Below are 12,528 nucleotides of genomic sequence, written 5' to 3' on the forward strand. Positions count from 1 at the left end.
ATGAAATTTGCTGAGTTTTTTGCGGGTGTTGGCCTTGTACGAGAAGGATTAGAAAATACAGGCTGGGAATGTGCTTGGGCTAATGATATATCTGTTGATAAAATGGATACATATGTAACTAACTACGGCAAAGAACATTTCTACCTAGAAGATATATGGAAAATCGCTAGTAATGATAGTTCTGTTATACCAAATGAAGTTTTTCTTTATACTGCTTCATTTCCATGTACAGATCTCTCTCAAGCAGGCTCCAGAGCAGGCCTAGCCGGAAACGAATCTGGGACTTTAAAGGCGCTCCTAAAAATACTCCAATATAAAAAATTAACAAATGACCTGCCTAAAGTCGTAATGCTAGAAAATGTTTCTGGCTTTTTAACATCCCATCAAGGAAATGATGTTATAGAAACAGTTCAAATTTTATCAAAATTAGGATTTGTGATTGATATTATTGAATTAGATGCTATATTTTTTACTCCACAGAGTAGACCTCGTGTTTTTTTGTTTGCAGTGGATGAATCAATTGCTCATCATTTTATGCAAATAAAAAACACACAAAATCCTTTTGATCCTTGGTGGTCAATATTTGATGATAATCCTAAACTACGTTCAACTAAATTAAAAAAAATAATAGCTTCTAATGAGGAGCTAAATTGGGGTCTATTTGATATCCCACTACCAAAACCAAGAAGAACAACTATCAACGATATTATTGATTGTAATATCCCTGATGATTCTTCTTTATGGTGGACTAGCGAGCGAAAAAATCATTTATTATCTCAAATGAGTCCTAACCATAAAGAAAAATTACAGGTTATGATTCGTCAAAATAGCTACTCATATGGAACAGTTTTCAGAAGGATGAGAGCGGGTAAATCAATGGCTGAGTTACGAGTTGATGGAAATGCTGGATGTCTACGTACTCCTCGAGGAGGTTCAAGCAAGCAAATTCTAATTCGCGCTGGCTATGAACAATGGAATGTTAGGCTATTAACGCCTAGAGAATATGCTCGTCTTCAAGGAGTTAGAGATAGTTTTATTTTACCTAGTAATGCAAATAAAGGATATTTTGCTATGGGTGATGCTGTTTGTGTACCGGTAATAGAGTATATTTCAAACCATATCCTTTCTCCAATTAGAGATTTTTTCTATAAAAAAGAAAAGAACGATACTAAAAATACCGAATAATTTTTTATAACACACTAACTTATTTTACTAAAATACTATTATTACATCAAATTAGGTATCAGCACATTATTTTATGCAAAAACGATGTGCTACCTTTTTAAACTCATTCTCTGCCAGAAAAATATTCATGCATCTTTTCTGTCATCACCCACAATGCCTAATATTCCCATCAATACCATTCACCGAACGAGTGCGAGTGCGCTTACCTTTAGCATTCCTACCCGATAATCCATCTTTGATTAAATTCTCCTGCAAACGTTGATATACCGTCCACAGATCATTTTTCTTATCCTCCCAACGACGCGGTTGTAATACTTGCTCTTCAGTAATAAATAAACTTATTTAAGAATTCCAATGAATTGATGAATTGATAGCTTAATTATGTGAAATGAACTTTATAAAGTGAAGAAAAAACCAACAACTCAGGAATTTCAGACATAAAAAAAGACGCTCTAAGCGTCTGATTTTTGGTGCCGAAGGCCGGACTCGAACCGGCACACCCGAAGGCGGTTGATTTTGAATCAACTGCGTCTACCAATTCCGCCACTCCGGCACGAAGTGATGTGTTTCTTGGAAAACGCTGCCATTATACTTGCCTGATGCCGACTGGCAACATTTATCTTGAACAATCAGATTGTTCGATTAAAAAAAAAGCACCTGAAAAAATCTTTCCATAAAAAAACAATATCCCCTGTTATGTTCAGCAACATTTGAATATCTATGCTAATTTTCCTAAGACTATTTTCATTGTCTTAACCCTTGGGTGACTGGCGACAAAGCGTAATTTTTGTTAGTTTATCCGCACTCTTATGTAAAATTATAAAGGCATATTTTATGGGCTTTGTTGGATGGATCGCCACTGGTGTGGTTATTGGCATCTTAATTGGTGTCGTCATGAAAATTTTCTCAAAGAAAAAATAAATATTGGCTGAAAAGCCTTTTATAAACAATCATATCGGCTGGCTTCAAACATGAAGAAAACGTTTCTTAAAATTTTGTCGGTATCCGCGCTGTCTGCGGCATTGATGGCCTGTTCCTCAACGACAGAAAAAACCTCGCAAAGCTCACCAAGTGGCATGCTTGCTGGTAACTCAGAGTGGCAAATATTCGAAGGCGATAGAAGAACTTACGAGCGTGTCACCAAAATCGTCGATATGTATGCGAATCGAATTTATAACGAAAGCGATGCCCGAGGCATGGCCATTATCGTTATTGATAACAACCAAACTCTCGCTCGCTATTATGGTGAAACTGCGCCGGGTAATGGTCAAAAACCGGGTCCTAACTCACTGATCCGCATCGCTTCTGTTAGCAAATTAATGACCAGCGAAATCTTAATTAAGCTAGAGCAAGATAAAAAATTAGCGATCACCGACCCGCTACAGCAATACAGCTACAACGGCGTTACTGTTCCGAATAACAACAGCGGGCAACCGATCCGACTGTATCATTTAGCGAGCCATACCAGTGGCTTACCTCGCGAACAGCCGGGTGGAAAATGGGGTCGCCCTGTCTTTATCTGGCCAACCCAAGAGAACCGTTGGACGTGGCTGAAAACCGGTAAACTCGATTTTACACCGGGCACTGAAGCGGCTTATTCCAACCTCGCCTATGATTTACTTGCCGATGCGATGGTTAAAGCAACTGGGCAGTCATACCCGCAATTGTTCAGCAAATACGTGACATCTCCGGCGAAAATGACCGATACCACCTATACCCCAAGCAAAGGTCAGTGCGCCCGATTAATGGAAGGCACCAAGCCAAGCCCTTGCCATAATACCCTTGCGGCAGCAGGAAGCGGTGGTGTGTATTCCACACCCGCAGATATGCAAAAGTGGATGCAGCAATTTTTATCCACGGATAATAACCTACGTAAAGCGACTGCAGCCCGCGAGCAAGGCATTTTCTTCCCGCGTGAAAAGCTGTTAGATGCCAAAGGGATGGACGTAGCAGGTTATGCTGATGGACTGGGTCTTGGCTGGGTTTATATGAAGCCTAAAAACGGTATTCCGGGGATCTACCAGAAAACTGGCGGCGGCGGCGGATTTAATACCTATATGGCGATGATCCCACAGCAAAATATTGCGGTATTCGTGGTGATGACCCGTAAGGATGGTAGTAAGTTCAGTAAGTTGACCACCGGTGTGAATGATATGGTTACTTCGTTATCATCTAACCATGCGTATGGGAAAAATTGAAAGGGTACCGCCGACGCGATTAATGCACTGGCGAGTTATACCCCTACCCTAAAACGCGGATTTGTGCGCTTGGTGACGCTGTATATCACTCTTTCCGCTTAGATCGCTCAATAAATAACTCTGCGTATTTTTTCATAAAAGCATCAATGATTAACCTTCAAATCATTGATGCTTTTTTACGCTAAATAATTCTATACACAATAATACTTAACTATTTTTAAATCCTGGTTTTCCATTTTTAGCTCGCCATTCTTTGACTGATTTTAAAATACCTTCTGGTGAGTCATCATCCCCACTATTTGGGTTGTAGATTAATCCATTACCCTGTGGGTGCTCCGATATTTTAACAAAATGTCTAACCCATAATTTATGCTCATTCTCATTCTCGGTTTGAACATAATAAATCGCTTGTAAGAATTTAAGGAATTCAGCTTCAGTGTAATCACTAAAATTGTTTTTTAGTTCCATTTTTATATTCATCGCTCTTTCTGATAGGTGGCTGCTTTTTATGCAATATTTTAGTATGACCTTTCGCTACTCTTAGCCTTACTACTCATTATTGGTAAAGGAACTAAGATGAAAATTATCCCGCTTTCCGCTCATAACATATTACGCCCCAGCGCCGTAAAATCAGGAACGAACACGGTTTCTGAATTAGTAAAGCAACTCAGAAATGTATTTAATCATCAAAAAGCCTTTCCACAACCTAAAAAACCAGACTATGTCGAAATCGATCTTTCAAGACTGGTTAATGAAAAAGCGGATGATCCGAACATTGAAGCAACCGCCGAGTATAAAAAACTATTTGCAGATACCATGAACGAAGCAACGCAATCATTCATTCAAGCAACTTGGAAAAATGCTTACAGGATTGAAAAATCATACAGTGCAAATGGCGGTGCGTTCTCTTATGCACAACAGATTGCCAACAAAAGTGGAAAAAACGTGATTGGCATTATCGGTGAATATACTTCTCAGACGAAACAAAAAAAGGTCCAGCAAGTATTATTTAAGCCTCAAGGAAAAATTCAATCGATGCTGAGTAATTTCGGTAATTTTATCTTTAGCAAAAAATGAGTGTGTTCTTGACATGGATAGTTGCCGTCAACAATAAAAAAGGCTGTAAAATCATTCGATTCTACAGCCTTTTTTCAATTTAAAGGGAATGGACTATTTTCGTTTAACTAACAAGAAAATACTCACACCCAAGAACAAGACACTCGGCAGCGCTGCCGCAAGCACTGGCGGAATGGAATAGACCAAACTCCAGTTACCAAAGCCTTGGTTTAAGATGTAGAACAAGAAACCGCCGACAATCCCTGAAATCACACGCACGCCCATTGGTACCGTACGCAGAGGCCCGAAGATAAAGGAAACGGCCATCAACATCATCACTGCCGCAGAAAGTGGCGCTAAGATTTTTTGCCACATACTCAGCTGATAAACCGAAGCCACTTGCCCGCTCTCTTTCAAATAAGTGATGTACTGATATAGCCCGCGAATTGAAAGCGAATCCGCATTCAGGGAAACAATTCCTAATTTCTCTGGGGTTAAATTGGTTTTCCAATCATAAGTTAAACGCTGTGAACCCGTAATTTTTTGCTGGCTACCCAAGATAGATTCTTGAACTTGGGATAACACCCACAGCTTTTTATCCGCATCATAAGTTCCGCGTGCAGCAAACATCACAGACTGTAATTTGCGATGGTCATCGAAGCGATAAATAGAAACATCTTGGATGGTGCTCGCATCTTTAATGCGCTGGATATAGATAAAATCATGAGCATCTTTCGCCCACATCCCTGAATCCGTCACCACCAAAGAGGTACCAACAATTTTTTCTGCACGGTAGTTACGTGCCCACTGTTCTCCCGCAGGCGCAACCCACTCTCCCATGATCATCGTAACGATAACTAATGGAATCGCTGTTTTCATCACGGACATCGCAATTTGCAAACGGGTAAAACCCGACGCCTGCATCACCACCAATTCACTGCGGGAAGCTAATGCGCCTAATCCCAACAATGCGCCCAATAATGCCGCCATTGGGAAGAAAACATCGATATCTTTGGGAACGGTTAATAAGGTAAAAACCCCTGCGCTCATCGCCGTGTAATCACCGTCACCCACTTTGCGAAGCTGCTCGACAAATTTGATGATCCCTGAAAGGGAAACCAACAAAAACAGCGTCATCAAAATTGAATTGAGGATGGTTCGACCGATATACCTATCTAAAACACCAAACATCAGGCAACCCCTCTGGTCAACTTAGCACGCATTTTGCGCATTGGCACGGTATCCCATAAGTTCAGTATCACTGCTAATAGCAAGTAACCAAAGTTAACCGCCCACATTGCATATTTAGGGTCGACATCCCCCTTGTCTGCGCTATTACGTAACGTACTTTGTAATAAGAAGAAAATCAGGTATAGCAGCATCGCTGGGATCATACTGAGTACGCGCCCTTGACGAGGGTTCACTTCACTCAGCGGTACCACCATCAGCGCCATCACGACCACAGAAAATACAATGGTTAAACGCCAGTGGAATTCAGCATTGACCTCAGGATTACTTTCATTCCACAGCTGCATCATGGTTTTTTGTTCCACTTTATCCGTACTGACATCCGTGGCTTTATGGTCAACAACAGCTTGGTAATTCACGAAGTCAGTGATGCGGAAATCTCTCAGCATTGCCGTGCCTTCGTAGCGAGTACCCTGGTCTAGCACCACCATCTGGCGACCATATTCGTCTTCTTTCATATAACCGCTATCCGCAACCACAACGGAAGGACGCTGCTCGTTGGCAGTACGCAACTGAGCTAAGAAAACATTTTTAAAATCATTGCCTTTGACTTCGCCGATGTACAACACAAAGTTGTTATCTTTGGTGGTTTTAAATTGCCCTTCCACCATCGCCGCTAAACCGGGGTTGGCTTTTGCATCCGCCAAAACTTGCTCTTGATATTGAGATGACCAAGGCAACATCCAAGTAATATTGGCAACCGCGACCAAGGCGGTTAATGCGGCAAGTACCAGTGCCGCTTTCACAAGCACACTTTTACCCAGACCGCAGGCATGCATCACAGTAATTTCGCTTTCTGTGTACAATTTGCTGTAAGTCATCAATAGCCCAAGAAATAGGCTTAAAGGTAAGATAAGTTGCGCCATCTCCGGCACACCTAATCCTAATAATGGAAGAACTAAATTCGAAGGAATATTCCCCTGAACAGCGGCACCTAAGATGTCGATGGACTTTTGACTAAAAAAGATAAGCAGCAGGACAAAAAGTATCGCCAGCTGGCTTTTCAGGGTTTCCCGAACCAAATATCGAATAATGATCACGCTTATTACGCCTGTGAAAACTTGTCTTTTGGGATGAAAATGGCTAAGTTCGTTCTATGACAGCCATTTACTAAAATATACTCTGGTTTATTGTTTGGCTAGAATGATATAAAAGCATTATCTATACTAAGTACTATATCGGAATATGCTTAATATAAGCGAAACTAGGTATTTGCTCAATTTAACACAAAGAGTTCATTCTCTATAAGCCAGATCATGCGAAAGGCTAATTTTAACTGGAGCATCGACCTTTGTCTTTAAGATTCAGGAGAACGCATGGAGTTTAGTGTAAAAAGTGGTAGCCCGGAAAAACAACGTAGTGCTTGTATCGTTGTCGGAGTCTTTGAACCACGCCGTCTGTCCCCTATCGCTGAACAGCTGGACAAAATTAGTGACGGATATATCAGCGCCCTGCTGCGCCGCGGTGAGCTTGAAGGTAAAGTAGGTCAATCCTTGCTGCTGCATCATGTGCCTAACGTTCTATCTGAGCGTATTTTACTGATCGGTTGCGGTAAAGAACGTGAACTCGATGAGCGTCAATTTAAACAAATCATTCAGAAAACCATCAGTACTCTGAATGAAACTGGCTCAATGGAAGCCGTTTGTTTCTTGACTGAGTTACATGTAAAAGGTCGCAATAACTACTGGAAAGTTCGCCAAGCAGTTGAAACAGCGAAAGAATCCTTGTATGTCTTCGACCAGCTGAAAAGCAACAAAACTGAACACCGCCGTCCACTGCGTAAACTGGTCTTCAATGTACCAACGCGCCGTGAACTGACCAGCGGTGAACGTGCTATCGCCCACGGTTTAGCTATCGCCTCTGGCGTTAAAGCAGCTAAAGATTTGGGTAACATGCCACCAAATATCTGTAATGCTGGCTATTTAGCGTCACAAGCTCGTCAACTGGCAGACATTTCTGACAGCAAGCTGACCACTCGCGTGATCGGCGAAGAGCAAATGAAAGAGCTGGGCATGAACGCGTACTTAGCGGTGGGTCAAGGTTCCCAAAACGAATCTCTGATGTCCATCATGGAGTACAAAGGCAACCCAGATCCAGAGTGCAAGCCAATTGTACTGGTCGGTAAAGGTTTAACCTTCGACTCAGGCGGTATTTCCATCAAGCCAGCTGATGGCATGGATGAAATGAAATACGACATGTGCGGTGCCGCGACCGTTTACGGCGTCATGCGCTTTATCACTGAGCTGCAACTGCCAATTAACGTTGTCGGTGTACTGGCTGGCTGTGAAAACATGCCGGGTGGACACGCATATCGTCCTGGTGATGTCCTAACCACCATGTCAGGTCAAACTGTTGAAGTACTGAATACTGATGCGGAAGGTCGTTTAGTCCTGTGTGATACCCTGACTTACGTTGAACGTTTCGATCCAGAACTGGTTATCGATATCGCCACATTAACAGGTGCATGTGTGATTGCTTTAGGTAGCCACTACACTGGTTTAATGTCCAACCACAACCCACTGGCTCACGAGCTGTTAAATGCTTCAGAGCAAGCTGGCGACCGTGCTTGGCGCTTACCGTTAGCTGACGAATACTATGAGCAAATCAGCTCTAACTTTGCTGATTTAGCGAACACAGGTGGTCGTCCGGGCGGTGCAATTACCGCAGGCTGCTTCTTAGCACGCTTTACGGGTAAATATAACTGGGCGCACTTGGATATCGCAGGTACTGCATGGCGTTCAGGCAAAGCTAAAGGAGCAACCGGTCGTCCGGTTTCTATGTTAGCTCAGTTCTTACTGAACCGCGCTGGTTTAAATGGTGACGAGTAATTTCGATTACAATTAAAAATCGCCATTGATTAAGTTGTTATTATAATATCCCGATGAGCAGGTTCTGCGATTCGGGATATTGTTTTTAAGCAACAAGCAGTTAGGTATCACTCACCACACCATTTTGAGGCTGTGGTAAAAACGAGTATAATTCAGCGCAGATTTAATCTTGTTTTAGGTCAGCGAAAGAACACAACCAACACTCCTGCAAATTGATGGGTAGCAACTCGCGCTATACCCTAGATAATTCAGTTTGTAGGTTAGGCGGCAAGTGATTGAGACCTTGGGAGCATACATAAGTATGTGACCGAGGCGAGAGAGCATAGCCAACACCCCTACAAATTGAAGTATGACAATTTACGGTTATACCCTAAATAATTCAGTTTGTAGGTAGGCGGCAAGTGATTGAGACCTTGGGAGCATACATAAGTATGTGACCGAGGCGAGAGAGCGTAGCCAACACCCCTACAAATTGAAGTATGACAATTTACGGTTATACCCTAAATAATTCAGTTTGTAGGTAGGCGGCAAGTGATTGAGACCTTGGGAGCATACATAAGTATGTGACCGAGGCGAGAGAGCGTAGCCAACACCCCTACAAATTGAAGTATGACGGGTATATGAAAAAAGGTACGTTTTACCAACTACAACAGCCCTCCCCACAAGCGGAATACGAAGCCCACGAATGGCTCGCTTGTGAACTTGCTGCACACGCGTGGCGCAACGGAAAACGTATTCTGATTGCCTGCGAGGATCAGTTGCAAGCTGAAAAAATGGATGAGGCACTTTGGCAACGAGATCCTCAGCAGTTTGTACCCCACAATTTGGCGGGGGAAGGTCCTCGTTATGGTTCGCCAATCGAAATTTGCTGGCCAAATAAACGTGGCAATACACCTCGCGATATCCTGATTAATTTACAAAGCCAATTCGCAGATTTTGCAACGGCTTTCCATGAAGTGATAGACTTCGTACCTATCGATGAAACTTTAAAACAGTTGGCGCGTGACCGGTATAAAATTTACCGGAGCGTCGGCTTCAATTTGACCATGGCGACGCCGCCAACTTACTGAACACAAAGATAAAAATGGAAAAGAAACCAGACAACGCAATGATCGAGCCATCCCTCGACAAAACTTATAACCCAGCGGAAATCGAACAGTCCCTGTATACCCACTGGGAAAAAAGCGGTTACTTCCACCCGAACGGTGATACCTCAAAAGACAGTTTCTGCGTCGTGATCCCACCGCCGAACGTTACGGGTAGCCTGCACATGGGTCACGCCTTCCAACAAACCATTATGGATACCATGATCCGTTACCAGCGTATGCAAGGGAAAAACACCCTATGGCAGACGGGTACTGACCACGCGGGTATCGCAACTCAAATGGTAGTTGAGCGTAAAATTGCGGCTGAAGAAGGTAAAAACCGCCATGACTACGGTCGTGATGCGTTCATCGACAAAATCTGGGAATGGAAAGCAGAATCTGGCGGCACTATCTCTCAACAAATGCGCCGTTTAGGTGACTCCGTTGACTGGGATCGCGAGCGCTTCACCATGGACGAAGGCTTATCTAAAGCGGTTAAAGAAGCTTTCGTTCGTATGTACAAAGAAAATTTAATCTATCGCGGTAAGCGTCTGGTTAACTGGGATCCGAAACTGCACACCGCAATTTCTGATCTGGAAGTTGAAAACCGCGAAGTCAAAGGTTCTATGTGGCACCTGCGTTATCCGCTGGCTGACGGCGCGAAAACCGCTGAAGGGAAAGACTATTTAGTGGTTGCGACCACGCGTCCAGAAACCATGCTGGGTGATACCGGTGTGGCAGTTAACCCTGAAGATCCACGTTATAAAGATTTAATTGGCAAAGAAATTATTCTGCCAATCGTCAATCGCCGTATTCCAATCGTGGGTGATGAACACGCCGATATGGAAAAAGGCACTGGCTGCGTGAAAATCACCCCAGCCCATGACTTCAACGACTACGAAGTGGGTAAACGTCACCAACTGACCATGATCAACATGATGGACTTGGATGGTAACGTTCGTAACGAAGCGGAAGTGTTCGACACTAACGGCAACCCGTGCACCGATTACAGCAGCGAAATTCCAGAAGCCTACCGTGGCATGGAGCGTTTCGCAGCACGTAAAGCTCTCGTCGCTGAATTTGAACAATTAGGTTTACTGGTCGAAGTCAAACCTCACGATTTAACCGTACCTTACGGCGACCGTGGTGGTGTGGTTATCGAGCCAATGCTGACAGACCAATGGTACGTGCGTACCGCGCCTTTAGCGAAAGACGCTATCAAAGCCGTTGAAGATGGCCGTATCCAATTCGTTCCACGCCAATACGAAAACATGTATTTCTCTTGGATGCGTGATATCCAAGACTGGTGTATTTCTCGTCAATTATGGTGGGGTCACCGCATCCCAGCTTGGTATGACGACAAAGGCAATGTTTACGTGGGTCGTGATGAAGACGAAGTTCGCCGCGAAAACAACTTAGGTGCCGATGTGGCACTGCGTCAAGATGACGACGTATTAGATACGTGGTTCTCTTCTGGCCTGTGGACATTCTCAACCTTAGGCTGGCCAGAAAATACCGATGCCCTGAAAACTTTCCATCCAACGGATGTATTAGTCAGCGGATTCGATATTATTTTCTTCTGGATTGCCCGCATGATCATGATGACCATGCATTTCATCAAAGATGAAAATGGCGAGCCACAAGTTCCGTTTAAAACCGTGTATATGACAGGTCTGATCCGCGATGAAGAAGGTCAGAAAATGTCTAAATCCAAAGGGAACGTTATCGACCCACTGGATATGATCGACGGTATTTCATTGGAAGCATTACTGGAAAAACGTACCGGCAACATGATGCAGCCACAACTGGCTGAGAAAATTGCTAAACGTACTCGTAAAGAGTATCCAGACGGTATCGAAGCACACGGTACTGATGCCCTGCGCTTTACCTTAGCGGCACTGGCATCAACAGGTCGCGATATCAACTGGGATATGAAACGTCTGTCCGGTTACCGTAACTTCTGTAATAAATTATGGAATGCGAGCCGCTTCGTTCTGATGAACACCGAAGGTCAAGATTGCGGTCAAAACGGCGGCGAAATGAGTTTCTCATTGGCTGATCGCTGGATCATGGCGCAGTTCAACCAAACTGTGAAAGCGTACCGTGAAGCGTTAGATACTCACCGTTACGATATCGCGGCAGGTATTCTGTATGATTTCACATGGAATGAATTCTGTGACTGGTATTTAGAGCTGTCTAAACCTGCGGTTCATAAAGGTAATGAAGCCCAAGTTCGTGCGGCACGCTTCACCCTGATTGAAGTGCTGGAAGGCTTACTGCGTCTCGCTCACCCAATCATTCCATTTATCACCGAAACCATCTGGCAGCGCGTGAAAGTGGTGAAAGGCATCGATGCTGACACCATCATGCTGCAAGCGTTCCCAGAGTTCGATGCGGCGAAAGTGGATGAACTGGCACTGAGCGATTTAGAGTGGATCAAAGAGACCATCGTTGCTGTACGTAATATTCGTGCAGAAATGAACATCGCTCCGGGTAAACCACTGGATGTGATGCTGCGTAGCACCTCTGCGGATGTGGCTCGTCGTGTAACTGAGAACGAAAATTTCCTTCGTTCAATGGCGCGTTTAGCAAGTATTCGCGTGCTGGTTGAAGGCGAAGAAGCGCCAGTTTCTGTGACTAAATTAGTGGCAGGCGCTGAAGTGCTGATCCCAATGGCAGGTCTGGTTGATAAAGACGCTGAACTTGCTCGTTTAGATAAAGAGCTGGAAAAAGTGGTAAAAGAAATTGATACCATCGAAAGCAAGCTGGCAAACGAAGGTTTTGTAAGCCGTGCTCCAGCTGCCGTGGTTGAGAAAGAGCGTGCGCGTTTAGCGGAAAATATCGAAGCGAAAGCGAAGATTGAAGCGCAAAAAGTGACTATCGCCTCTTTATAGTTATTGAGTTTTAAATCTCTAGCCCTGACTCGTC

The 12,528-nt window shown here is 43.7% G+C and carries 9 protein-coding genes, 1 tRNA gene and 1 pseudogene; 6 read left to right on the forward strand and 5 right to left on the reverse strand.

Going from position 1 to position 12,528, the window contains the following annotated elements; genetic code table 11:
• Positions 1 to 1,185 carry a DNA cytosine methyltransferase gene (locus LDO73_RS16125; protein WP_224059382.1) on the forward strand — a complete coding sequence of 395 codons (1,185 nt, stop codon included), beginning with the start codon at positions 1 to 3 and terminating at the stop codon, positions 1,183 to 1,185.
• A 103-nt stretch (positions 1,186 to 1,288) separates the two neighbouring features.
• Here the strand turns inward: LDO73_RS16125 and LDO73_RS16130 are convergent.
• Positions 1,289 to 1,515, reverse strand: a pseudogene (locus LDO73_RS16130) (DUF932 domain-containing protein); the annotation flags it as partial.
• Positions 1,516 to 1,653: 138 nt separating this feature from the next.
• Positions 1,654 to 1,738, reverse strand: a tRNA-Leu gene (locus LDO73_RS16135).
• A gap of 418 nt (positions 1,739 to 2,156) precedes the next feature.
• Here LDO73_RS16135 and ampH point away from each other — a divergent pair.
• The gene (ampH, locus tag LDO73_RS16140) at positions 2,157 to 3,383 is read left to right on the forward strand and encodes a D-alanyl-D-alanine-carboxypeptidase/endopeptidase AmpH (RefSeq protein WP_224059384.1); all 1,227 of its coding nucleotides are present in this window, start codon (positions 2,157 to 2,159) and stop codon (positions 3,381 to 3,383) included.
• A 207-nt stretch (positions 3,384 to 3,590) separates the two neighbouring features.
• Here ampH and LDO73_RS16145 read toward each other — a convergent pair whose 3' ends face one another.
• Positions 3,591 to 3,851 carry a bacteriocin immunity protein gene (locus tag LDO73_RS16145; RefSeq protein ID WP_224061209.1) on the reverse strand — a complete coding sequence of 87 codons (261 nt, stop codon included), beginning with the start codon at positions 3,849 to 3,851 and terminating at the stop codon, positions 3,591 to 3,593.
• Between the two features lie 108 nt (positions 3,852 to 3,959).
• On the opposite strand from LDO73_RS16145, the gene LDO73_RS16150 reads away from it, so the two are divergent.
• Positions 3,960 to 4,460 carry a hypothetical protein gene (locus LDO73_RS16150; protein WP_224059386.1) on the forward strand — a complete coding sequence of 167 codons (501 nt, stop codon included), beginning with the start codon at positions 3,960 to 3,962 and terminating at the stop codon, positions 4,458 to 4,460.
• A gap of 93 nt (positions 4,461 to 4,553) precedes the next feature.
• Here the strand turns inward: LDO73_RS16150 and lptG are convergent, their stop codons facing one another.
• Together lptG and lptF are read right to left on the reverse strand one after the other, a co-directional pair.
• On the reverse strand, positions 4,554 to 5,630 hold the full coding sequence (lptG, locus tag LDO73_RS16155; RefSeq protein ID WP_224059388.1) for an LPS export ABC transporter permease LptG: 1,077 nt from the start codon (positions 5,628 to 5,630) through the stop codon (positions 4,554 to 4,556).
• Positions 5,630 to 6,727, reverse strand: coding sequence for an LPS export ABC transporter permease LptF (gene lptF, locus LDO73_RS16160; RefSeq protein ID WP_224059390.1), 1,098 nt, complete (start codon positions 6,725 to 6,727; stop codon positions 5,630 to 5,632). Before lptF ends, lptG begins: the two co-directional genes overlap by 1 nt.
• Before the next feature lie 276 nt (positions 6,728 to 7,003).
• Between lptF and pepA the strand changes: the two genes are divergently transcribed.
• The 3 genes from pepA (at position 7,004) to LDO73_RS16175 (ending at position 12,494) form a co-directional block, all read left to right on the forward strand.
• Positions 7,004 to 8,515, forward strand: a complete 1,512-nt coding sequence (pepA, locus tag LDO73_RS16165) for a leucyl aminopeptidase (RefSeq protein ID WP_224059392.1) — start codon at positions 7,004 to 7,006, stop codon at positions 8,513 to 8,515.
• Between the two features lie 620 nt (positions 8,516 to 9,135).
• Positions 9,136 to 9,585: a DNA polymerase III subunit chi gene (locus LDO73_RS16170; RefSeq protein WP_224059393.1), complete on the forward strand. Its 450-nt coding sequence runs from the start codon at positions 9,136 to 9,138 to the stop codon at positions 9,583 to 9,585.
• Between the two features lie 38 nt (positions 9,586 to 9,623).
• Positions 9,624 to 12,494, forward strand: coding sequence for a valine--tRNA ligase (locus tag LDO73_RS16175; protein WP_224061210.1), 2,871 nt, complete (start codon positions 9,624 to 9,626; stop codon positions 12,492 to 12,494).
• Positions 12,495 to 12,528 lie beyond the last annotated feature (34 nt).

This window comes from Providencia alcalifaciens (genome assembly GCF_915403165.1).
GTDB classification, from domain to species: Bacteria; Pseudomonadota; Gammaproteobacteria; order Enterobacterales; family Enterobacteriaceae; genus Providencia; species Providencia alcalifaciens_C.

Excerpts from the sequence above, each read along its gene's own strand:
- LDO73_RS16125 (WP_224059382.1), top strand. The coding sequence starts at position 1 with ATGAAATTTGCTGAGTTTTTTGCGGGTGTTGGCCTTGTACGAGAAGGA.
- ampH (WP_224059384.1), top strand. The coding sequence starts at position 2,157 with ATGAAGAAAACGTTTCTTAAAATTTTGTCGGTATCCGCGCTGTCTGCG.
- LDO73_RS16145 (WP_224061209.1), bottom strand. The coding sequence starts at position 3,851 with ATGGAACTAAAAAACAATTTTAGTGATTACACTGAAGCTGAATTCCTT.
- LDO73_RS16150 (WP_224059386.1), top strand. The coding sequence starts at position 3,960 with ATGAAAATTATCCCGCTTTCCGCTCATAACATATTACGCCCCAGCGCC.
- lptG (WP_224059388.1), bottom strand. The coding sequence starts at position 5,630 with ATGTTTGGTGTTTTAGATAGGTATATCGGTCGAACCATCCTCAATTCA.
- pepA (WP_224059392.1), top strand. The coding sequence starts at position 7,004 with ATGGAGTTTAGTGTAAAAAGTGGTAGCCCGGAAAAACAACGTAGTGCT.
- LDO73_RS16170 (WP_224059393.1), top strand. The coding sequence starts at position 9,136 with ATGAAAAAAGGTACGTTTTACCAACTACAACAGCCCTCCCCACAAGCG.
- LDO73_RS16175 (WP_224061210.1), top strand. The coding sequence starts at position 9,624 with ATGATCGAGCCATCCCTCGACAAAACTTATAACCCAGCGGAAATCGAA.